Below are 23544 nucleotides of genomic sequence, written 5' to 3'. Positions count from 1 at the left end.
TTAGAAAGGACACTTATGCGTATCGCAGTAGTCACCGGAATTACAGGGCAAGATGGTGCTTATCTTGCAAAACTCCTGCTTGATAAAGGCTACACCGTGTACGGTACCTACCGTCGCACGAGCTCGGTGAATTTCTGGCGGCTAGAGGAAGTCGGTGTCGCACGCCATCCTGACCTTCACCTCGTGGAATACGATCTGACGGATTTGAGTTCAAGTATTCGTCTACTGCAAAACACGAAGGCCACAGAAGTCTACAATCTGGCAGCGCAAAGTTTCGTCGGCGTCTCGTTCGACCAGCCGGTAACGACTGCTGAGATCACTGGCATTGGACCTCTGCATCTGCTCGAAGCGATCCGTATCGTAAATCCGGAGATCCGTTTCTATCAAGCAAGTACGTCGGAAATGTTTGGCAAGGTGCAGGCAGTCCCTCAGGTCGAGAGCACCCCCTTCTATCCGCGTAGCCCGTATGGTGTCGCAAAGCTATATGCGCACTGGATCACATTGAACTACCGCGAGAGCTATAACATCTTCGGTTGCAGCGGGATTCTCTTCAACCACGAATCCCCGTTGCGTGGTCGTGAGTTCGTTACGCGCAAGATTACCGATAGCGTCGCAAAGATCCGCCATGGCAAGCTCGACGTCCTTGAGCTCGGCAACCTCGACGCTAAACGTGACTGGGGTTTCGCAAAAGAGTACGTTGAAGGAATGTGGCGAATGCTTCAGGCGGACAAGCCGGATACATATGTGCTCGCGACTAACCGCACGGAAACGGTTCGCGATTTCGTTAGCATGGCAGGCAAAGCGGCTGGTTTCCAAATCGCGTGGGAAGGCCAAGGTGAAAACGAGATTGGAGTAAATGCTGCATCGGGCAGGACCGTTGTGAAAATTAACCCCAAGTTCTATCGGCCCGCGGAAGTCGAACTCCTGATCGGCGATCCGGCGAAAGCGCGGAAGGAACTCGGTTGGCAACCGAATACCACGCTGGAGCAGCTTTGCCAAATGATGGTCGAAGCCGACATCCGTCGAAATGAAGCAGGGTTTTCCTTCTGATCCAGGAGCGAAGGCTCTCGTTGCTGGGATTGGTGGTCTCACTACTTGCCGTCGCGCCCGCGCATTAGAGAGGTATGGTCACGATGCGTGGCGTCGGATGCGCGCCTGCGCTTTCTTTTCTCGCGTGAGTGCGTAGGCGGCATCTTTGCCTTGGAGACCCTAGCTGAGGCGGTTGCGCAGGAACGGTCAGTCCATCTGTGGTTAATTCATTTGGTCTGCATGGCGCTGTTAAAGCGGTTTGCAAGCGAATGTGGCTGGCACGCGTACTCTACTCGACGCCGTGTCGACATTTGATTGCGGGCGGGATTAGTGCTGCTCACAGTGCACCGCTAATGTCTCGGCAATGCGGATTGCAACACGATCGACGAGGCAATTTCCGCGTCACGGCCGCATGATTATGCGGTTGGCAAGCTGACATGAGCCGCACAAACTCATCGGCCCCACGGCAAAGTTTCGGGAATCCATTAGCCCTTTCTGCCCTGTGGCGCCGTTGTACGACACACTGAGTTTGGATATTGGAGAGCCCCGCGTGAAATTGATCTTGGCTGTAGATGCACTTGTTCCGCCGCTAACCGGTATCGGCCGATACGCTTGGGAACTCGCGAGTCACTACCAAGCGTTGCGCGACGATCTTGATTCAATGCGCTTTTTCTTCGCGGGGCGGTGGGTCGGTGATCCAGCGGATCTCTTGCAGCCGCCCGGTGTCGGAGCGCTTGCACCCAAGCGTAAGCGCCGGCTCTTGCGTTCTCCGAAAAGCTGGCGCCAATGGCGTCTGCGGCGCGAAATGCGCGGGCACGTGTTCCACTCGCCAAACTATTTCTTGCCAGAGTCGGTTGGCAGCGGAATCGTGACGGTGCACGACCTCTCCGTTTTCAAGTATCCCGAAGCGCATCCCGCTGCACGCATCAAGCACTTTGAGAGCGGCTTTGCGTCGACGCTAGCGCGCGCGGCTCATCTGATTACCGATTCCGAAGCGACGCGCGCCGAAGTCATCGACTATTTCGGGTGGTCCCCCGAACGCATTACGGCCATCGCCCTCGGCGCGCAGCCGGAATTTCGCCGTCGCGACGCATCGGAGGTTGCAACTGCGTTGAGTGGATATGGCCTCGTTCACGGCGGTTATTCGCTATGCGTTTCTACACTCGAACCGCGCAAGCGGATCGATCGTCTGCTTGCTGCATACCTTGATTTGCCGCCGTCCTTGCGTATTCGCTATCCGTTGGTTTTGGCCGGTAGCGCGGGTTGGTTGAGCGATGCCCTGCGCGAACAAATCGAGCAAGGCGAACGGGAGGGGTGGCTGCGATACCTAGGGTTTGTCGAAGAAACATTGCTACCGTTGCTCTATTCAGGGGCGCGGGCATTTTTGTTTCCGTCGATCTACGAAGGATTCGGCCTTCCGGTGCTAGAAGCGATGGCTAGCGGTGTGCCGACCTTGACCTCAAACTCTTCGTCGCTACCGGAAGTTGCGGGCGGGGCAGCGTGGCTCGTGGAGCCTGACGATCACGATTTGCTGCGCGACGGGATAGAGCACGTACTGTGCGATGACTCGTGGCGTGAGGCCGCAACTATGCGTGGCTTGCAGGTCGCTAGCACGTTGACCTGGGAGCGATGCGCGAAACGGACCCTCGACGTGTACCGGCGTTTCGCCTGAGTTACCGCGGGCAGTCGAGTTCCGCTATCAACGCTTTTAGTTGTTCGGCACTCGCGGACCACGTCAACGACTTCATGGCATGGCTGGCGGGTGCCGTGCAACTGTCGAGCCTGTCAAGCCATGCCGCCAATTGAGGCGCGAGTTCGGCACCACTTTGTGCCGTGAAATAGGCTGCGTGTTCCCCTGCCACCTCACGGAACACGGCAAGGTCACGGACAAACACAGGCATTCCATATTGCGCAGCTTCTATCAACGGCAGGCCGAAACCCTCGGCCTCAGACGCCATCACGAGCCCGTCGAGTTCAGCGTATAACTGAGCCAGTTGGGCATCGTTGATATCTGGAAGCCAAAGCAAGCGCTTGCCGGCCTCGGGATGATTTTCTAGGCGCTCGATGAACGATTCGACATGCCAGCCTTGCCTGCCTGCAATGATCAACGTTTGTTGAGCACCGCTGCGCCATAACAGGTCGAATGCGTCGAGGACCTGTGCGTGGCCTTTGCGCGGTTCGATCGTGCCTACCATAAGAACAGTCCGGTGCGCGGGCAGGTGGTTCACGCACGCCAGACGCGACGCATCGGTCGCCGCCTTAGCGTGGCTGGATGGGAGGTCCGCTCCGAGATGAAACCATCTGGTCGCAAACTCGTTCCCAGTCAGATTGAAGCGATGCTTCATGCAACTGCGTACCTCGGTTGAGACGGAGTTGGAAATACAAAGCAGGGCGTCCGCATGTACTGCCAGCGTGGATAGCCAATGACGGAACGACCGATACGCGCGAGGCGTGAACCAATGAGGGTGAAGCAAGGGCAGTAAATCGTAAACGACGAATGCGCAGCGCACACCCTTTGCTCGCCATCTGAGCAAGTCGAGCTGGCGCCGTGGAGCAATCCGACTGGCTAAATCAAGTCCAAGGAAAATGTCACCGTTTAATACTCGAACATCCTCGTCTTCCTGTGCCAACGTGGATGAGGTCAATGCCGCGAGGTAGCTATTGGCATAGCGATATGGCTGCTTTCTTGTCGCCCGCACCGGCCGGATTTCGAAGCCGGGCGGCGGTGCGTCCAGAAGTTGCAACAGTAAGGACCGGACAACGCGTTGGATGCCCGTACCTGCATCATGCGAGGCGATGATCGACACATCAACGAGTAGTTGCCGACGTGGTTGCGCGCCAATGCCGTCAGTTGGCTGAAGCGCCATGACCGCACGCCTGGCCGTTTTCACCCTGCATGGCAGCCACCAGATCGCGGCGAACTGTAGCGCTGCTGCCTTGAGGGTCTTAATCAGGCGGGGCACTTGTTATAGCGCGTAAGCGCCTTCAACTCACGCTTTCCTGGTAAAACGTGTAGGCATCCTGGACTTGATCGAACGAGTGCAGTTTTCCTTGCACAAGTACTGCAGCGCGGTCGCAATGTTCGCGGATGTATCCGGCGTCGTGACTCACGATGATCAGTGAACGGTCTTGGCGACGCTCGAAAAGCTCGTGGTGACACTTCGCGTGAAAACGGCTGTCACCGACAGCGACGATTTCATCGATCAGGAAGCAATCGAATTCGACTGCCATCGAGATGGCAAAGGCGAGCCGTGCGCGCATCCCGGCGGAGTAACTTTTAACCGGTTCGCGCAGATAGTAGCCGAGCTCGGAGAACTCCTGAACAAACGGTTCCGCGGCCTTTGCGTCAGCACCGTACACGCGGCAGATGAACCGGAGGTTGTCCATCCCGGTCAGGCTGCCCTGAAATGCGCCACCGAATGCGAGAGGCCAGGACACGCTCATATTGCGGCGGATCTTACCGGAGGTCGGCAATTCGGCTCCGCTGATCATGCGGATCATCGTCGATTTACCAGCGCCATTGCGTCCGAGGATGCCGATCTTCTCGCCCGCGTTGACGCGCAGATTGATTCCGTCGAGAACGCGCCGGCGGCCTTGCCGCGTGTGATAGTCCTTGCAGACTTCCTTTAGATCGATCATTCGGGTTCGACTCGCTTGCTAGCATCCATTACGAGAAACAGGCCCACAAACATGAGGACCAAGTCGCACGTAATCATGTAGCCGACATCATAGTGCGGCTTAACCAGTGATCCGAAATAGCCGCCGCGCAACATCTCTGTGCCGTGGACCATTGGCAGAAGCAAGACGACTTTCTGGAAATTGGCTGGCAACCAATCGACCATGAAGAGGGCGCCGGAAAGCGGGAACAGCAAGTACGCTGCGGTATGCCAAACGCGCTCCACAGTTTCGCTTCGCTCGCTCAACGCACCAATAGCGAACCCGAGCGAACTGCCGAAAACCGCCAGATAGATCCATCCGCCGATAATCAGCATGATGTCTTGGGGCGGTTGCATCAGCCCGATGATCACGAAGAGAACTGTCAAGAAAACGAAGGACATCGTTGCCCCCGCGATTTCCAGCAACACCCGTGCCATGAACAAATCGATCACGCGCACATTGCGGTGATAAAGCAAAGCCTGGTTCGGCAGAATGGCAAGCGCGCACCGGTTGGCACAGTTGCGCCATAGGAGCACCGAGGAATACCCAGTGACTGCGAAGGAGGTGATCGGAAGCGTGGAACCGTGCGTCGCTTTGGAGGCAGTCCAGAGACCAAGAACCCCAAGCGTGAACATCATCGGCTCGAAGAAAATCCACAAGAAGCCGACGTTGTGCCGCCCATATCGAGTCAAGATTTCCCGCATCAAAAGCGCGCCGACGACGCGCATTTGAATTTGCAGTGATCTCAGGAGGGGTGTGTCGTGATGCACAGTTTCCGATCCTTAGTCGTGGTGTTCACGCACGCCCGCAAGCAGCAGACTCAACACGCCCCAAACAATCATCCCCAGCGCGAAAACTTCGAAAATGGACTTGATCCGCTTCGGCTCAATCGCCACATCCGGCGTATTCGGCTGCACGAGACGCTCCAGATAAAGCTGCTTGCGCTGCGCTTCAGCGCGGGCGCTCTCAAGCGCAGCCATTGCCGAAGCCAACTGCTTGTCGGCAAACTGCGAATCAAGTTGCAGACGCGCGTACGCGGCCGCCTTATTCGACAGGGAATTTTTTCCGCCCGTCACGCCGCCGGCAGTCCCTTCGATCTGCTTTTCCAGAGTGGCAATACTCATCTTCAAGACCGGGATTTGCGGGTTTTGGGGCGAAATCGACTGCAACTGGATCAATTGGGTTTGGGCTGCGAACAACTGCGTTTGCAGCGCAGTGACTTGCTGCAACTGCATGGCGGACTGTCGATCGGGATCGAATACCGTGTACGAATTACGGTAGGTGGCCAATGCCGCGGCGGCGTCCTTGGCTTTGCCGGCCGCCACATCCACCTGGCTCTGCGCGAACTGAACCGTGTCTGCCGCTGCCCTTGCGTTCATCCGGTTGACCAGTCGCTCGCTCATCTCGAGCAGCGTTTCGTTGATTTTTTCTGCGTCGTTGGCGGTATAGCCGCGAACCTGGAGCGTGGTAATCGCAGAGGTCGAATCGAAATCGACCGAAACGACGTGCTTACCGTAGTACTTCCAAAGTGCTTCGAAACTGTTGTCGAAACTCCGTGAAAAGTGGCTCAAGAAGTCGCCATGATTGCCGTATGCGTCGGCAATATAGTCGCCCTGGTTCAATTCCTTGAGCGCATCCCGCGACTGAATGTAATCGATCACGGGATATGTATCGTCTTGCGCGCGCGAGAACCCGGTGCCCTGGAGTAGTGCGCCCACCACGCTGGTCTGGCTCTGCCGTTGCGCACTGCGCACCACGAAGCGTGACTCGGAAACATACACATCCGACGCAATCAGCCCGAAATACGCCACGGCGATCGCGGTCGGCACCACGACAGTCAACGCAAAGAGCCGATTGACTCCCTTGATGCGCTCGACCAGACCTTTCTTGTTCCCCGACGGCGGCAGTGCCGCGTTGTTGCTAGATACAGTTTCCAACGTCTTATCCAAACTGAATAATTCTTTCGATTCCCTTGATGCCGCACGCGCATCAAAGGGAAGTGCGGAAATGCCCGCAGAATCTGGTGGCCAAGGTCGGCGCAAACGTTTTACGTGTGCCGATACGAGTCCTTACGCAATCGCTTTGCCTGGAAGGAATGCAACAACTGGGCATTGCATTCTCCTTGCGGAACTTACCCAAGAGGGGCGGTCAAGCAGAGTATGGCGGCGGCTGATTATAGCCACCCGATATGTATAGCGCCATCCAGCATGGAGGGCTTTCGCAACATTTCCTAATTTTTCCAACAGTTTCTTATTTTTACTCTCGTAATGTTGTATTCTTCGATCCTTGCGAAGGACCAGCAACAGCTATTCAAACGATACCGAGGTCAGCGGGGAAGGGACGCATCTGTACGTGTCCCGTCGGTGAACCTCTGGCCGCTATACGACGTTCTTACATGCACCGCTCCTTTCTCGCCCTGCAAGGCACGGCTTCACCGTTCTTTAGCCGCCTTGCCATCGCACTGCGCGAGCGCGGCCATGCTGTACGTCGAGTTAATTACTGCGGTGGCGATCTGGCCTACGCGGGTAGTGGCGATTCGTGGAATTTCCGCGATCAGTCAAGCGAATTAACAGATTGGTATGTCAATCGAATGAAAGCTGGCGGTTTTACCGACGTAATAATGTTCGGCGACTGCCGCGAAATTCACCGTCATATGCATCCGGTTGCGGAAACTAATGGCTTGCGCGTCCACGTTTTCGAAGAAGGTTACGTCCGCCCGCATTGGCTGACGCTGGAAAAGCACGGCGTAAATGGACGCTCGCAATTACCGCGGGACCCCGCCTGGTATATCGATCAGCGCCGTTTTACGCCAGCAAGCCCAGCAGGGCAGCCCACTGGTTATAACCTCTACGAACGCGCGTTTCACGACATCCGCTATCGCAGCGCCAACACGCTTTTCGCCTCTCGCTTTCCGCACTACCGCAGCCATCGTCCGAGAAACGGCTTCTTCGAATACTCAGGCCTGGCTGCCCGCGCCTTGCGTCAGCGCCAGCACCATCGCGATGCCGACAAGGTCACCCGCGATCTGCTCGATGCCGGTCATGCGTATTACATCTTTCCGCTGCAGCTGAATTCGGATGCGCAGATCGTCGTCCATTCGCCGTTCGACAGCGTGCGTGAAGCGATCGCCAAGGTGCTGACCTCATTCGCACGCCATGCGCCTGCCGGGACCTGGCTCGTCATCAAAAACCATCCCCTCGACACCGGCCTGATCGACTATCGTCGTCACGCGGAGCAACTAGCGCGCGAGCTCGGCATCGCTGAACGTCTGCGTTTCATCGACGCCGGCCACCTGCCGACGCTCCTCGATCACGCGCGCGGCGCAGTGGTGGTCAACAGCACGGTCGGCTTGTCGGCGCTGCATCACCGTCGTCCGCTGATCGCGCTCGGCACGGCGATCTACAGCATGCCGGGGTTGACGTGGCAAGGCACGCTCGACGATTTCTGGCGGCACGGCGAGCAGCCGGACATGGAGCTCTATCAGGCCTTCCTCGACTACGTCGTCCACCACACCCAGATCAACGGCGACTTCTACACCCGCACCGGCATCGCGATGGCGACAGCCGGCGCGGTGCAGCGTCTCGAGGCGGCCACGCATGCCTAACGCCGCGCCGCGCCACATCGTCATCACCGGCGCCAGCGCGGGCCTCGGCCGCGCGCTTGCGCTGGCGTATGCGGCACCCGGCGTAGTACTCGGCCTCATCGGCCGCGATGTCGAACGCCTCGAATCTTCAGCGCAAGCCTGTCGTGCGAAAGGCGCAAAGGTAGAAACCGCACAAATCGACGTGCGCGACGCCTCAGCCATGCAATCCTGGCTGCACCAATTCGACGACGTTCACCCAATCGACCTGCTGATCGCCAACGCCGGCGCAGCCAGCACGCTCGCATCCGCGCACGACTGGGAAGAGCTGGAACGCACGGCGGCCATCGTCGACACCAATTTCTACGGCGCAATGCACGCGGTGCTGCCGGTAGTCGCGCGCATGCGTCCACGCCGGAGCGGGCAAATCGCTTTGGTCAGTTCGCTCGCCGCATTACGCGGCATGGCGATTTCGCCGGCCTACTGCGCAAGCAAGGCGGCGATCAAAGCCTACGGCGACTCGGTACGTCCGGTTCTATCGCGCGACGGCGTGCGGATGTCGATCGTGTTGCCGGGTTTCGTCAAGACGGCCATGAGCGACGTCTTCCCGGGCGACAAGCCCTTTCTATGGTCGGCGGATAAAGCGGCGCAGCACATCCAGCGCAAACTGAAAGCGGGCCGCGCGGAAATCGCTTTCCCAAACTTGCTCGCTTTCGGCATGCGCCTGTTGCCGTTGCTGCCTGCGACTTTGGCGGATGCGATTCTCGATGGTCTGTCCTATCTGCCGCGTGAGGAGCGCTGAGTGGAGGCGACGTTCGCACTCAGCTTCCTGGCCGCAGCCGGCCTCGCGCTCCTGCCTGAAGCGCTTGCGCTGCCGCGCGCGTGGTTGCGCCGCTCGCCGCTCGCCTTGGCGTTGCACGTCGCCGCTATCGTGTTCATCTGTGTGTGCGTGCTGCTGCTCACGGGGCGCGTCAGGTTTTCCGCCTTTGTCGCGATCGCGCTGGTGGCGCTGCTGGCTGGCGTGAGCAACGCCAAGCACGCATCGCTGCAAGAACCGTTCGTCTTCACCGATCTGAGTCTTTTCAGCCAGCTTTTCGCGCATCCGCGGCTTTACTTGCCGTTTCTTAGCATCGGCACGGTGGTGGCGATCGTCATTGGCATCGCGGTGGTGATCGTCGGTTTTGTCACGGACAAGTCCCTTGCTCAAAGGCCTGTTGGAGAGCTCGTGATCGCTGCCGGTGCCTGCCTCGCCGCAGCCTACGTGTTTGCCGCGCGCTTGCCGCTCACGCTGAACCCCGTCGACGATCAGAAGCGTCACGGCTTCTTCTCAGTGTTCGTCGCCTACCTGCTGAACGGTATGAAGCCTGCCACCGCGCGTCAATTGTGCGAAGCCTTGGCGGCCGGTCCGTTCGCGAGCGGCGCGCCGCAAACCGCGCCCGATGTGATCCTGATCCAGAGCGAGTCGTTCTTCGACGCGCGGCGTCTTGATGCGTCGATCGATCGCGCGATCCTGCGCAACTTCGACACCGCGCGCCACGAGTCGGTCCAGCACGGCGAACTGACGGTGCCCGCATGGGGCGCCAATACGATGCGCACCGAGTTTGCCGTGCTGACCGGCATCGATCAGACGCAACTCGGCTATGCGCGTTTCTATCCGTACGCGTTCGTGCGGCGAGCGTGCAACTCACTGGCGTCGTGGTTCAAGCGCGGCGATTATCAAACGCTGGCGATCCATCCGTACTATGCGGATTTCTTCGGCCGAAAGCGCGCCTTCAAACATTTGCAGATCGACCGCTTCATCGACATCGCCGCGTTCGCCGACGCGCCGCGCGCGGGTCCATACGTGTCCGATCTGGCGGTGGCCGATTCGATCATCAAGGCGCTCGACGAACCGCGCGACAAGCCGGCCTTCATCTTCTCGATGACGATGGAAAACCACGGTCCCTTGCATCTGGAGCCGGTCGAGGCAGGCGAGGGTACCGCCTTCCACGCGCTCGGCGACGATGCACGCTGGCGCGATCTGACTGTCTATCTGCGCCACCTCGCCAACGCCGATGCAATGCTCGGCCGCCTGCTCGCAGCATTGCGCGCGCGGCGCCGCGATACGGTGCTCTGCTTTTATGGCGATCACGTGCCGGCGCTACCGCACGTGTTCGTCGATCTCGGTTACGAACCGGCTCGCAGTGACTACTTTATCTGGCGCAATTACGGCGACGCGCCTGCTATCCGAAAAGATCTGTGTGCCGAACAGATCGGCGTGGCCCTCGTTCGAACTCTTGAACCAGCCACGCCGCGTGATAAGGCTGTACACACGCTGCACCCAATCACAGAACGATGACCAAACAGATTGCAATTGTGGGGATGGCCTGCCGCTTCCCCGGCCATGTTGAGAGCCCCGACGATTTCTGGGCGCTGCTGCGCGACGAAAAAGATGCGGTGACGCAAGTACCGGCTGAACGCTTCGGCACGGAGTTTTATCAGCACCCGTCCAAGCGCGAAGCGGGCAAGAGCTACACGTTCTCAGCCGGCGTGCTCGACAACGTAGCCGGTTTCGACGCGGCTTTCTTCGGCATTTCGCCGCGCGAAGCGCAGCAGATGGACCCGCAGCAACGTCTGTTGCTCGAACTCGCATGGGAGACCTTCGAAGACGCGGGCGTGCGTCCGCGCGACATGGAAGGCAGCAATTGCGCAGTCTATGTGGGCGTCGCGAGTCCGGATTACGGCAATCGTTTCGTCGACGACCTGAACGCGGTCGATCCATATTCGGCAACCGGCAACACGCTCAGCATCGCGTCGAACCGCCTGTCGTATCTGTTCGACTTGCGCGGACCGAGCGTTTCGGTGGATACCGCGTGTTCGTCGTCGCTGGTGGCTTTGCATCAGGCGTGTCAGGCACTGCAATCCGGCGACGCCGAGATGGCGCTTGCGGGCGGCGTCAATCTGCTGCTGCATCCGTTCGGCTTCGTGACGTTCTCGAAAGCGTCGATGCTGTCGCCACGCGGACGCTGCCGCGCGTTTGACGCCACCGGCGACGGCTATGTCCGTTCGGAAGGCGGCGCGCTGGTGATGCTTAAAACGCTCGAGCGTGCGTTGGCCGACGGCGACACGATCCACGCGGTGATCGCCGGTTCCGGCGTCAACTCGGACGGCTATTCGCAGGGCGGCATCAGCGTGCCGGGCGCGGCCACGCAAGCGGCGTTGCTGCGCACCGTCTATGAGCGCGCGGGTGTCGATCCGCGCTCGCTCGCATATGTCGAGGCGCACGGCACGGGCACGGCGGTCGGCGATCCGATCGAAGCGCGCGCGTTGATGGAAGTCGCGTCCGCGGGCCGGCCGCTCGATCGGCCGTTGTTGATCGGCTCAGTGAAAACCAACGTGGGCCACCTCGAAACCGCTTCCGGCATGGCTGGGCTGATGAAGGCGATTCTGTGCCTGAAGCATCGCGCCGTGCCGAAGACACTGCACTTCGAAACGCCCAACCCGGCGATCGATTTTGTCGGTGGACGACTGCGGGTCGTGGATCGTCTGACGCCGCTCGACAGCGGTGCGGAGCCGCTGGTGATCGGCGTGAATTCGTTCGGCTTTGGCGGGACGAATGCGCACGTCGTGTTGCGTGAAGCGCCTGCGGCCGTCGTTACCGCACAAGTCGAAAACGACGCCGAACTGCCGCCGCTGGTGCTGTCGACCCGCACAGCAGCCGCGTTGCCCGCGCTGGCGGCACGCTATCTGTCGATGCTGGACAACGGCACGCCGTGGAGCACGCTCGCATCGAACGCGGCGCATCGCCGTCAGTGGCTGAAGCACCGCGCGATCGTCGCACCGTCGACGGAAACCGAAGCGCGCGCGGCACTCGCCGCGCTTGCCACGCCGACGCTGGATCAAACGGAACCGGCACTCGTGCAAGGCGACGCCCCGGGCGACGATACGCGTCTCGCGCTGGTGTTTTCCGGCAACGGTTCGCAGTGGGCCGGGATGGGCAAGCAATTGTTCGCGCAAGAACCGGAGTTCCGTGCCGCGCTCGACGAACTCGACGCGCTGTGGCGCGCCGATGGCAGTCCGTCGTTGATGGAGGTGTTGCGCGACGGGGTGAGCGCTGAATGGCTGGAAGCTACCGAGCATGCGCAGCCATTGCTGTTCGCGCTTCAGGTCGGCGTGGTGCGGGTCATCGAAGCACGCGGCGTCGGCTATGACGTGTGCCTCGGCCACAGCGTCGGCGAGGTTGCCGCGGCATGGGCTGCTGGCGCGTTGACGCTGAAGCAGGCCGTACACGTCATCAAGATTCGCAGCCGCGCTCAGGCAAGCACGCGCGGCATGGGCCGGATGGCCGCCGCCGGTCTCGGCGAAGCCGCGATGCGTGCGCTGATGGCGCAAGTCGGCGTGGACGGCACGGTGGAAATCGCGGGCGTGAACAGTCCGCAGGCGGTCACGCTGGCCGGCCCGCTTGCCGCGTTGCAGGTTCTCGAAGCAGCGGTGAAGGAAAGCGGCCGTTTCTTCCAGATGCTGGAACTCGACTACGCGTTCCACAGCCGTCAGATGGATCCGATCGAGCCGAGCGTGCTTCACGGCCTCGCCGATCTCGTACCGAACGCCGGAGCGCGCTGCTTCGTCTCGACGGTCATCGGCGCGGAACTCGCGGGCACCGCGCTCGATGCGCACTACTGGTGGCGCAATATTCGCGAGCCGGTGCGTTTCGGCGACGCCATCGCGCAGGTCGCCCAGTCCGGCGTGCGTCTGTTCCTCGAAGTCGGTCCGCATTCGATCCTGCGCAGCTACGTCACGCAAAGGCTCGACGAGGCCCACATAAGCGGCCGTTCGCTGGCGACGCTCAAGCGCAATCACGATAGCGCGCAGATGCTGCATCACGCGATCTATGCGGCGCTCGCGAACGGCGCGCGCGTCGATGCCGAACGCTTTGCACCGGCCGGCGCACGTGTGACGCTGCCGTCCTATCCGTGGCAGCACGAACACTATTGGCTCGGCCCGACCCCCGAGGCGTACAACCTCGTCAATCGCCGCCGCGAACATCCGCTGCTCGGCTACCGTCTGCGCGAACACGCGCTGGCCTGGGAAAATCAGCTGGACCCGGCCGGGTTGCCGATGCTGGCGGATCACGTCGTCGATGGCGGCGTGGCGTTCCCCGGCGCGGGCTATGTCGAGATGGCGCTCGCCGCGGCGCGCGTGCATTTCGGCACCGATAGCTGTGCGGTGGAGAACCTCGAAATTCGTCTGCCGGTCGTGTTCCAGCCGCAGCATTCGAAGCTGTTCCGCTTCACGGTCGATGTGCGCACAGCAAGTTTCACGATTGAAACGCGCGACCGCATGTCCGACGAAGCGTGGTCGCTCAACGTCACCGGCCGTCTGCTGGCAAGCGGTTGTGCGCTGGCAGCGCAGGCCGGTTCAAGCATGGTGCCCGCCGCGACGCTCGCAGGCCTGCTCGCGCAACCGGCCATGCCGGGCGACACGCTGTATGCGAACACCACCGCGATTGGCTTGAGCTACGGCCCGGCGTTCCAGTGGGTGCGTTCGGTGCATGTCGACGCCGCTGCGGACATCGCGCTGGCCGAAGTAGAAGTGCCGAGCGTGCTCGCGCAATCCGACGCCGCGCTGAACGCGTATGCGTTTCATCCGGCGTTGATGGACAGCGGCTTCCATCCGCTCTTCGCGTTGCTCGCCGCGCCCGGCCAGGCTGAAGATCCGGCTGAAATCGAACACGCCGCCTACGTGCCCGTGCAACTCGGCCGGATCGACTATCTGCGCGGTGACGCGATTCGCTATGTGGTCGCGCGGATCGAACGGCGCAGCCCGCATTCGGTCGTCGCATCGTTCGAATTCGCCGACGCGCACGGCGCGATCGTCGCGCGTCTCGGCGCGTGCCGCTTCCGCCGTGTCGACCTGATGGGTCGGCGTCAGCATGCGCCGGCACGTTACGCGTATATCGTCGAAGCGAAGCCGCTTGCCGGCGAACTCGACGCTCGCACGTTGCCGGAACCGGGCGCGTTGCTGGAAGACGCCGTCTCGACGCTGATGACGCGAGAAGACATGCCGCGCAGACAGTCGCATCTGACGGAAATGTTGCCGCTGCTCGACGTGCTCGCCAGCGCCTACGCGCTGCATGCACTCGACGCGTTGAACGTCTTCGCGCAACCGTCGCTGCCGGACTGCGCACATCCCGCGTTGCTCGCGCGCCTCGCGCAGATCGCGGTCGAAGACGGTCTCGCACGGCGCGACGGCACACGTCTCGTGCGCGACGCCGCAGCCTGCGAAAATCTGCCGGGCATCGACGACTTGTGGCGTGATCTGCTCTCGCAGTCGCCCGCGCACGTAGCCGAACTGACGCTGCTTGCGCATTGCGGCGCGGCGCTGCCTGCTGTGCTGCGCGGCGAAGTGAGCGGTGCGCAGATCCTGCCGCCGTCGCGGAGCAGTCTGGTTGAGCACTTCTTTGAAGCATCGCCGACGTGGGCGCACGTCAATGCGTTGACCGGCGCATGTCTGCATCGCGTGATCGAAGCATGGAGCGAGCCGCGCCGCCTGCGCGTGCTCGAAATCGATTCGCCGTTGAGCGACGTGCTGCAACCGCTCGCGATCCATGTGCCGGTGTCGCGTTGCGACTACACGATTGCCGGCACGCATGAACAGTTGAGCGGTTTCGATGCGAGCGAGCATCCCGCCATCCGCACCGCGAACATCGAGTTCGGCGATACGCCGCGCCTGTCCGGTATCGAGGCGGGCGAGCGCTATGACATCGTGGTGGCAAGTCACGTGCTGGCCGCGCAGAGCGATCCGCGCGCGCTGCTCGCCGCGCTGCGCGATTGGCTAGCGCCGGGCGCGCTCGTCGTGAACGCCGAGCCGCGTCATAGCCGCTTTGCGGACATCGTGTTCGATCTCGACGCCGATGCCGTTCATGCAAATGCGCGCCGCGTTGCGTGGCTGTCGCCGACGGCGCTGACGAAACATCTCGAAGAAGCCGGGTTCGAAAACGTCACGCGGCATACCGAGCAGGGGCTCGATCTCGAAGGCGCACCGACGCTGATCGTCGCGCGTGAGCCGTATGAGCTTGCGACGATCATGGATGAGGCTGAAGCGCGGACCCCGTTGATGCATTGGTCGTTGCTGTATGCGGCACAGTCCGCTGCAACTGCCGACGACACCTTGGCCGCCGCACTGCAAGCGGCTGGTCACACCACGTCGAGCAACGCGCTCCAGGCGTTGCGTCACGACATGAGCAAGTTGGCCGCACCGGCGGGGCGCCCGCATCACGTGGTTTTCATCGCGCCGGATCAGGCCTTGCCCGTCGACGCAACCGGCGCGGATGTCATGAGCGCCCAGCAGCAGACCACGCTTGCACTCGCGCAACTCGTGCGCGATCTCGCGGCGGCGGCCGGCGTGATGCAGCCGCGGTTGTGGATCGTCACGCGCGGTGGCGCGCCGTTCGTCACACCGTTTGCCGATGCCGCCGCATTGCGTCCGGAACAAGCCGCGATGTGGGGGCTTGGCCGCGTGCTGGCTAACGAGCATCCCGAACTGTCGTGCCGTCTGATCGATGTATCGCCGGCTTGCCGCGACGCGAGCGCTGTGCTGGCGCGCGAACTGCTCGCCGCCGATAGCGAGGAAGAAGTATTGCTCACGCCGCACGGCCGCTACGTGCCGCGCATGTTGCCCGCGGCGAGCGCAGCATTGCGCAGCGCACCGGCTTCTCCGGTACGTGCGCAGAACGAAGCCGCGGTGCTCGGTTTTGCGTCGCCGGGTTCGTTGCGCAACCTCGAATGGTTCGCGCTGCCGCAGCGTGAGCTCGCTTCTGACGAAGTGGAAATCGAGCCGGTCGCGACCGGCCTGAATTTCCGCGACGTGATGTACGCGATGGGCTTGCTGTCGGATGAAGCCGTCGAAAACGGCTTTGCTGGCGCGACGATCGGCATGGAACTGTCCGGGCGCGTGACGCGCGTGGGTCGCGACGTGCAGCGTTTTGCGCCCGGCGATGCGGTGCTCGGTTTCGCGCCGGCGTCGTTCGCGAGCCATGTGCGCACCCATGCGGAGGCGATCGCTCATAAGCCCGAACGTCTCACGTTCGAAGAAGCGGCCACCGTGCCGACCACATTCTTTACCGCGTACTACGCGCTGTGCGAGCTGGCGCGTCTGCGTCGCGGCGAGCGGGTGCTGGTGCACGGCGCGGCCGGCGGCGTCGGGATCGCGGCGATCCAGCTCGCGCGCCACCTGGGCGCCGAAGTCTTCGCGACGGCCGGTAGCCGCGAGAAACGCGAATTTGTGCGCCTGCTCGGCGCCGACCACGTGTTCGATTCGCGCAGCCTCGCGTTCGCCGATGAAATCCTGGAGCGCACCCAGGGCGCGGGCGTCGACATCGTGCTCAACTCGCTGTCTGGTGAGGCGATGGTGCGCAGCATCGACACGCTGCGTCCGTTCGGCCGGTTCCTCGAACTCGGCAAACGCGACTTCTACGAAAACAGCCGCATCGGGTTGCGCCCGTTCCGGAACAACATCAGCTATTTCGGCATCGATGCCGATCAATTGATGAGCGCGCTGCCGGACTTGACGGCGCGTCTTTTCGAAGAGGTCATGCAACTGTTCGCGGGCGGCGTGCTTCATCCGCTGCCGTATCGCGCGTTCCCGGCCGAGCGGGTCGAGGAAGCGTTCCGTCATATGCAGCAGGCGCGCCAGATCGGCAAGATCCTCGTGACGTATCCGGCCGGCACGCCGAGTCCGGCACGCGCGACGGCTGCCGCCGCAACGCTGCAACTCGATCCGGCGGCGGCGTATCTGATCGTCGGCGGCACGGGTGGGCTCGGCTTCGCGACCGCGCGCTGGATGATGTCGCGTGGCGCCCGTCATCTGACGCTCGCGAGCCGTTCGGGCACGCTCGCGCCGGAACTCGCCGAAGAAGCCGCGCGTTGGCGCGTACAGCACGGCGTGCAGGTGCACACCGCGGCATGCGACGTCACCGATGCAACCGCGCTCGACATGCTGCTGGCAACGGTCGCCGCACGCGGCACGCCGCTCAAGGGCGTCCTGCATTCGGCGATGGTGATCGACGACGGCCTCGTGCGCAATCTCGACGACGCGCGTTTCGCCGCCGTGCTCGCGCCGAAACTGGCCGGCGCATGGAATCTGGACCGCGCCACGCGCAGCGCGAAACTCGACTTCTTCGTGGTCTATTCGTCGGCGACGACCTTCCTCGGCAATCCGGGCCAGTCGAGCTACGTGGCGGCGAACAGCTTCCTCGAGGCGCTGGTCGGTCAGCGTCGTGCCGCCGGCTTGCCGGGCACATACATGGCATGGGGCCCGCTGGACGACGTCGGCTTCCTCGCCCGCAACGCCGAAACGCGCGAAGCGCTGCAAGCGCGCATCGGCGGGCTGTCGATCACGTCGGCCGAAGCGCTCACGGCGCTGGAGCGTGCGATCGTCGAGATGAATGCGGGCGAGGCCGTGGTGCGGCTCGACTGGCAGGCGCTGTCGCTCGGCATGCCGGCGGCGCGCGCGCGCCGCTACGCGGAAATGCATGCGCGCGGCACCCACGAACCGGCGCGTCAGGGCGGTGCGCAGATGCGCGACCAGATTCTCGGCCTGCTGTTCGAGGACGCGTTGCGCCTCGTCGAAGAGACCTTGCAGGCGCAGATCGCGCGCATCCTGCATATGTCGCCGGAAAAAATCGAAACCGGCCGTTCGATCCTCGACATGGGGATGGATTCGCTGATGGGCATGGAACTCGGGATGGCGGTCGAAGAGAGCTTCCAGGTCAAGCTGTCGATCATGACGATGGCCGAAGGCGCAACGGTGCATTCGCTCGCGCAACGGATCGTCGAGTCGATTCAGACGAAGGATGACGCGGCGGAATCGAACGGTGTCGCGGCGCAAGTCGCGGCGGTCGCCGCGCAACACGCGCTCGATGTCGGCGCGAACGCACTGGCCGATGTCGCCGATGCGCTGTCAGCGCAAACGGAAGCGCAGACGCCAATGCAATCCACTGCAACGGAGCTTGTCTGATGAGCGCGCCCGCAGGCTGGAGCATGCGCGAAGGCACGCTGGCGCGTCCGCTGGAACTGAGCGGGCACGGCCTGCACACGGGCCGGCCCGTCAATGTACGAATCATCCCGGGCGATGCCGACGGCCCGCGCGGCATCGTGTTCCGTCGCATGCAAGGCGGCCGCGTGCTGGCCGAGCTGGCGGTGAGTCCGGCGTTGCGGCGCGGCCAGCCGCTTTGCACGATGCTCGAAGCCGGCGATGGCGTCCGGGTCCGCACCGTCGAGCATCTGCTGGCGTCGCTGCTGACCTGCGAGATCGATCGCGCGACGGTCGAGCTCGACGCCGAGGAGGTGCCGATCCTCGACGGCAGCGCGCAGCCGTGGATCGATGCGATCCGCGCGTGCGGCCGGATCGAGTTGCCGGACGCGAAGCGCTTCATTCGCGTGCTGCACCCGGTGACGATCGTGGACGCCGAGGGCGCGCGTGACGAGCGCCGCATCTCGATCGAACCGTCGCCCGCATACGAAATGGCGGTACGCAACGACTTGAAGGGCTTTGGCGAATTGCGCTGGGACGGCGCCGTGACGCCCGCTAGTTTTGCGGCGGAGATCGCGCCGTCACGATCCTACGGACGCGTCAAATGGGCGATCCCCGCGATCGTCGCCGGCTACGTGCGCGGCATGCCGATTCTGCGTGGCGCGCGCCTGTCGTGCACCGCGGCGATCGTCGGCAACCGCGTGCTTGGCGGCATGCGCGTGCCCGACGAATTCGTGCGGCACCGCGTACTCGACCTGGTCGGCGACATGGCGATGGCGGGCGCGCCGTTGCTCGGCCGCGTCACTGCGTTGCGGCCAAGTCATGAAATGAACTACCGGCTTATTGCCAAATTGCTCGCCACGCGCGACGCGTGGGAGTGGGCCGAATTTCCGGCTGAATCGTTAGTTTAAGAGCGGTACGTCACGGGGTAACAAGAACAACATGGGATTGGGTGATCACATCCGCCAGCAACTCGCTGCGAAAGCGCTGATGCGGCAACTGGAGCGCGTCTCCGAAGAGGCGCAGACGCCTGGCGCGCCGCTGCCCGCGGGCGGTACGCGCGCGGCGCAGGACGCGTCGCGCGCCGCGTTATGCAGCTTCGAGGCGATGCCGGGTTATCAGCAGGTCGAAATTCTGCGGCAGATGGGCGAGAAGCTCCAGGTGCAGTCGCCGTTCTTCCGGGTGCACGAAGGCATTGCCGGCGCGACTACGCAGATCGGCGGCGTCGAATATCTGAACTACGCGAACTACAACTACCTCGGCCTCGCCGGCGACGAGCAGGTTTCCGCTCGCGCGAAGGAGGCGATCGACCGCTACGGCACATCGGCATCGGCGAGCCGGATGGTGGCGGGCGAACGCCCGGTGCAGCGCGAACTGGAAACTGCGCTCGCGTCGTTTTACGAAGTGGACGACTGCGTTGTATTCGTGAGCGGCCACGCGACCAATGTGACGGTGATCGGCTCGCTGTTCGGTCCAGGCGATCTGGTCGTGCACGATTCGCTCGCGCACAACAGCATCGTGCAGGGCGCGCAACTGAGCGGCGCCAAACGCCTGAGCTTTCCGCATAACGACTGGCAAGCGCTCGACGCGCTGCTCGCACGCGTGCGGCACGACTACCGGCGCGTGCTGATCGCGATCGAAGGCTTGTACAGCATGGACGGGGACCTTCCCGACCTGGCGCAATTCGTCGACATCAAGCGCCGGCATGCGGCGTTCCTGATGGTCGACGAGGCGCACTCGCTGGGCGTGCTCGGCGCGAACGGGAAGGGCATTCGCGAGCAGTGCGGCATGGCGAGCGGCGACGTCGATATATGGATGGGCACGCTCAGCAAGACGCTGGCGGGCTGCGGCGGCTTTATCGCCGGATCGCAGGCGTTGATCGACATCCTGCGGCACCTCGCGCCGGGCTTTCTGTACAGCGTCGGTCTTGCGCCCGCGTTGGCGGCGGCGTCGCTGGCCGCGCTCGAACGCCTGATCGCCGAGCCCGAACGGGTCGCATTGCTACGCGCGCGCGGCAAGCAGTTTCTTGACGAAGCGCGTGCAGCAGGCCTCGACACCGGCAAAAGTGCGGGCTATGCAGTCGTGCCGATCATCACCGGCAGCACGCTGAAAGCCGCGCAATGGGCCAATACGCTGTTCGCCGACGGCATCAACGTGCAGCCGATCTTCTATCCGGCTGTCGAAGAAAAAGCTGCACGTTTGCGGTTTTTTATTTGCTCGACGCACGAGCCGGAGCAGATCAGCCGAACCATAGCGGCGCTGAAGCGCCTGCCTCGCTAAAGAGGAAGACTCGACCATGTACGTCGTTCAACCCGATCGCGCTCACGCACTGCATCAGGCACACGATCCGGCATCCCTGCGTTTTCGTGCGGCGCAGGCGGGTGACGCACAGGCTTGCGCGCCGCTGATGTTCGCGTCGGGCGTGCGTGAGTTCGGGTTCTTTCTCGGCGACTCCGCCGCTACGTGTATCGAGTTCCTGCAATTCGCGTTCATGTCCGAACACGGCCGTTTCTCGTACCGACGCCACCGCGTTGCCGTGACCGCCGACGACACGGTGGTTGCCGTGCTCGCTGTGCAAGACGGTCGCACGACCTGGTTCGACGATCCGCATGTGGTGTTGATGTTGCTGTTGTTCTTCGGCGTGCGCCGTACAGTTGGCATGCTGTGGCGCGGACTCGTGCTCGAAAGCGAATTGCCCGCGCCGAAGTCTTCGCAGACGTTGATTGCGCATTGCGCGACGCATGAGCGTATGCGCGGTACGGGTGTGTTTACCGCACTGTTCATGGACGCGATGCGCGCCGCTTTGGCGCATGACGACGGCGACCGTCAAATCGTGCTGGACGTGCTGGTCAGCAATACACGTGCGTATGAGTTGTATAGACGCTTGGGATTTGTGGAGTTGCCACGCAGGGGCCCGATTTCGCGGCGTTTGCCGCACGAACTGGAATCGGTTCGGATGCAACTGATGCGTCACGTTTAGTGGATCAAGAAATACCGCTCGGCGCGCGTAGCGCCACCGGAAGAATGACTATCTTGTCGCTATTGCCGCGCAGTTGAGTTCCGGAGTGGGGCGATCAATACCCACACGCTATGTAGAAGATATTCAATCACAAGAAAACGTAGAGAGGAATTAAGCCATGCAGATTCATCCAGTGATCCTTTGCGGCGGAAGCGGCACCCGGCTGTGGCCGATGTCGCGCGGGGGCTATCCCAAGCAATATCTGAAGTTGACCGGTGATAACACGCTGATTCAACAAACGGCGCTGCGTTTGCGCGGCATTGCCGGCATCGCGTCGCCGATCGTCGTCACGAATAATGAGCAGCGTTTTCTGGTAGCTGAACAGTTGCGCCAGGTCGATACGGTGTCGTCGTCGATCGTGCTCGAACCTGCCAGCCGCAATACGGCCCCGGCTATCGCGGCAGCCGCGCTGCTGGCGATGCGCGAATCCCCTGAGGCGTTGCTTCTCGTTCTGCCGTCTGACCACGTGATCACCGGCGAAGCGGCTTTTATTAAGGCGGCCGAAGCCGCCGCGCACATTGCCGGGGACGGCTACCTGGTCACCTTCGGCATTACGCCGACCGAGCCTCACACCGGCTACGGCTACATCCGGGCAGGCGCGCAGTTGGTGGACGACACGCAGTCCTTCGCCGTCGACAGGTTCGTCGAGAAGCCGGACGCGGCCACGGCGGAGCGATTCCTGGCCGAGGGCGGTTACTACTGGAACAGCGGCATGTTCATGCTGAAGGCTTCGACCTACATGGAAGAACTGCGCCGCTACGAGCCGGAAGTCGCGCTGCAGGCGGAGCTGGCGCTGAAGAGCGCGCAACACGACAACGACTTCGTGCGTCTGGACGCGCAAGCGTTCTCAGCGAGCCCAAACATCTCGGTCGACCATGCCGTGATGGAAAAAACCAAGCGTGCCGCGGTGATTGCCGTATCGGATCTGGGCTGGAACGACATCGGCTCCTGGACCGCGCTTGCGGACATCGCCGAACGCGATACGCAGGGCAACGCGCTGCTCGGCGACGTGCTCACCGACGCCATGACCAATTCGTACATTCGCGCCGAGCACCGCCTCGTGGCCGCCATTGGTCTGGATAACATCGTCATCGTGGAGACGGCTGATGCTGTGCTGGTAGCGCATCGCGACCAGGCGCAGGACGTCAAGAAGATCGTTGCGCAACTGAATGCGATGGGACGGCACGAATCGGTGACGCACCGCCGCGTGGTGCGGCCGTGGGGATCATACGAAGGCATCGACAGCGGCGACCGCTTCCAGGTCAAGCGCATTATCGTGAGCCCGGGCGCCCAGTTGAGTTTGCAGATGCACCATCACCGCGCGGAACACTGGATTGTCGTCAAGGGCACTGCGGTGGTGACAAACGGCGACAAGGAAACCATCCTGACCGAGAATCAGTCGACGTACATTCCACTCGGCGTCACGCATCGACTGATGAACCCTGGCAAGATCCCGCTCGAACTGATCGAAGTACAATCCGGCGCCTACTTGGGCGAGGACGACATTGTTCGCTTCGAAGACACCTATGGTCGCGTGGCAAAGGCATAACGCTGGCCCAGCGAGACGGCAAGGTTCGTCCTGCCGTCTCGCGATTGAGATAGGCTGAAGAAAGTGGAGATCAATGTTTCGTAGAATGAGCGAAACGGAGATCAGATGAATCGAGTACCGAAGGGCAGCTACACGAAGGAGTTTCGCGAGCAGGCGGTGAAGCTGGTTCTTGTTGATGGGCTATCGCAGCGGGAAGCGGCGGGCCGATTATCTTTGTCGGTAAAAACGCTGGGCGCTTGGGTTGCACGATTTGCCAGTCGCACCGAATTTGCTGGAACGCAATTTTGACATGAGCACGCCGAACCAGGCCTGGGTGAGTGACTGAGCTTCCCTCGGTTTTTCGCCTTCCACGGGTCCCGAGTTATGCAGCAGCATCCTTGGTCTGCTGAGCTTTGATCCAGTTCTGCAGAAACTGAACCGGCGAACCTGGTTGGTCAAGTAATAAAGACGATTCGCGCCTCAGCCGCCAGGCCTGCCTCCACGAAATACGAAACCCGGCCCGCCCTCACATCGAAGAGGGCGCGTTCGGCGCCGCCACCCATACCTTCATGCAAATGCGTATCGATGGTTACTGTCAGATGCGGATCGGCAGTATCGCGTCTGATTTCCATGAGGTACTTGATGGCAGCCCGTCGGGACATAAAATATCTGTGCATGGGGGACCTTCCTGGCGAAAGCGTATATCCGAAAGTCACCGGT

The 23544-nt window shown here is 62.0% G+C and carries 16 protein-coding genes; 11 read left to right on the top strand and 5 right to left on the bottom strand.

What is annotated here, in order from left to right; genetic code table 11:
- The first annotated feature begins 15 nt into the window (after positions 1-15).
- Both gmd and AC57B6_RS12855 read left to right on the top strand, forming a co-directional pair.
- Complete coding sequence (gmd, locus tag AC57B6_RS12860; protein ID WP_496421482.1) at positions 16-1050, top strand: GDP-mannose 4,6-dehydratase; 1035 nt, start codon at positions 16-18, stop codon at positions 1048-1050.
- A gap of 529 nt (positions 1051-1579) precedes the next feature.
- On the top strand, positions 1580-2701 hold the full coding sequence (locus tag AC57B6_RS12855; RefSeq protein ID WP_496421550.1) for a glycosyltransferase family 4 protein: 1122 nt from the start codon (positions 1580-1582) through the stop codon (positions 2699-2701).
- Between the two features lies 1 nt (position 2702).
- Here the strand turns inward: AC57B6_RS12855 and AC57B6_RS12850 are convergent, their stop codons facing one another.
- The 4 genes from AC57B6_RS12850 to AC57B6_RS12835 all read right to left on the bottom strand — a co-directional run bounded on the left by AC57B6_RS12850 (position 2703) and on the right by AC57B6_RS12835 (position 6623).
- Complete coding sequence (locus AC57B6_RS12850; protein ID WP_496421481.1) at positions 2703-3896, bottom strand: glycosyltransferase family 4 protein; 1194 nt, start codon at positions 3894-3896, stop codon at positions 2703-2705.
- Positions 3897-4014: 118 nt separating this feature from the next.
- Positions 4015-4668: an ABC transporter ATP-binding protein gene (locus AC57B6_RS12845; protein ID WP_496421480.1), complete on the bottom strand. Its 654-nt coding sequence runs from the start codon at positions 4666-4668 to the stop codon at positions 4015-4017.
- Positions 4665-5414 carry an ABC transporter permease gene (locus AC57B6_RS12840; RefSeq protein WP_496421549.1) on the bottom strand — a complete coding sequence of 250 codons (750 nt, stop codon included), beginning with the start codon at positions 5412-5414 and terminating at the stop codon, positions 4665-4667. The genes AC57B6_RS12845 and AC57B6_RS12840 overlap by 4 nt, the downstream gene beginning before the upstream one ends.
- Before the next feature lie 54 nt (positions 5415-5468).
- The gene (locus AC57B6_RS12835) at positions 5469-6623 is read right to left on the bottom strand and encodes a KpsE/RkpR family capsule polysaccharide export protein (protein ID WP_496421548.1); all 1155 of its coding nucleotides are present in this window, start codon (positions 6621-6623) and stop codon (positions 5469-5471) included.
- A 458-nt stretch (positions 6624-7081) separates the two neighbouring features.
- Between AC57B6_RS12835 and AC57B6_RS12830 the strand changes: the two genes are divergently transcribed.
- From AC57B6_RS12830 to AC57B6_RS12790, 9 genes are all read left to right on the top strand, one after another.
- The gene (locus tag AC57B6_RS12830; protein ID WP_496421547.1) at positions 7082-8290 is read left to right on the top strand and encodes a capsule polysaccharide biogenesis protein; all 1209 of its coding nucleotides are present in this window, start codon (positions 7082-7084) and stop codon (positions 8288-8290) included.
- Entirely contained in the window at positions 8283-9068 is a 786-nt protein-coding gene (locus AC57B6_RS12825) for an SDR family NAD(P)-dependent oxidoreductase (protein ID WP_496421479.1), read from the top strand. Before AC57B6_RS12830 ends, AC57B6_RS12825 begins: the two co-directional genes overlap by 8 nt.
- A complete protein-coding gene (locus AC57B6_RS12820) occupies positions 9069-10604 on the top strand; it encodes an LTA synthase family protein (protein ID WP_496421478.1) in 1536 nt (511 codons plus the stop codon).
- Positions 10601-18262, top strand: coding sequence for an SDR family NAD(P)-dependent oxidoreductase (locus AC57B6_RS12815; RefSeq protein ID WP_496421477.1), 7662 nt, complete (start codon positions 10601-10603; stop codon positions 18260-18262). The genes AC57B6_RS12820 and AC57B6_RS12815 overlap by 4 nt, the downstream gene beginning before the upstream one ends.
- Positions 18262-19188, top strand: a complete 927-nt coding sequence (locus AC57B6_RS12810) for a UDP-3-O-acyl N-acetylglycosamine deacetylase (protein ID WP_496421476.1) — start codon at positions 18262-18264, stop codon at positions 19186-19188. The genes AC57B6_RS12815 and AC57B6_RS12810 overlap by 1 nt, the downstream gene beginning before the upstream one ends.
- Before the next feature lie 31 nt (positions 19189-19219).
- Entirely contained in the window at positions 19220-20557 is a 1338-nt protein-coding gene (locus AC57B6_RS12805) for an aminotransferase class I/II-fold pyridoxal phosphate-dependent enzyme (RefSeq protein WP_496421475.1), read from the top strand.
- A gap of 16 nt (positions 20558-20573) precedes the next feature.
- Positions 20574-21257 carry a GNAT family N-acetyltransferase gene (locus AC57B6_RS12800; protein WP_496421474.1) on the top strand — a complete coding sequence of 228 codons (684 nt, stop codon included), beginning with the start codon at positions 20574-20576 and terminating at the stop codon, positions 21255-21257.
- A gap of 157 nt (positions 21258-21414) precedes the next feature.
- Positions 21415-22845, top strand: coding sequence for a mannose-1-phosphate guanylyltransferase/mannose-6-phosphate isomerase (locus tag AC57B6_RS12795; protein WP_496421473.1), 1431 nt, complete (start codon positions 21415-21417; stop codon positions 22843-22845).
- Positions 22846-22950: 105 nt separating this feature from the next.
- On the top strand, positions 22951-23133 hold the full coding sequence (locus tag AC57B6_RS12790) for a transposase (RefSeq protein WP_496421472.1): 183 nt from the start codon (positions 22951-22953) through the stop codon (positions 23131-23133).
- A gap of 146 nt (positions 23134-23279) precedes the next feature.
- On the opposite strand, the gene AC57B6_RS12785 is transcribed toward AC57B6_RS12790, so the two are convergent.
- Complete coding sequence (locus AC57B6_RS12785; protein WP_496421471.1) at positions 23280-23456, bottom strand: hypothetical protein; 177 nt, start codon at positions 23454-23456, stop codon at positions 23280-23282.
- Positions 23457-23544 lie beyond the last annotated feature (88 nt).

The organism is Paraburkholderia sp. BGA-UO-ETr-F12 (assembly GCF_059567945.1).
Note: the sequence above shows the minus strand (reverse complement) of the source record. Positions and strands in the feature narration are given on the sequence as shown.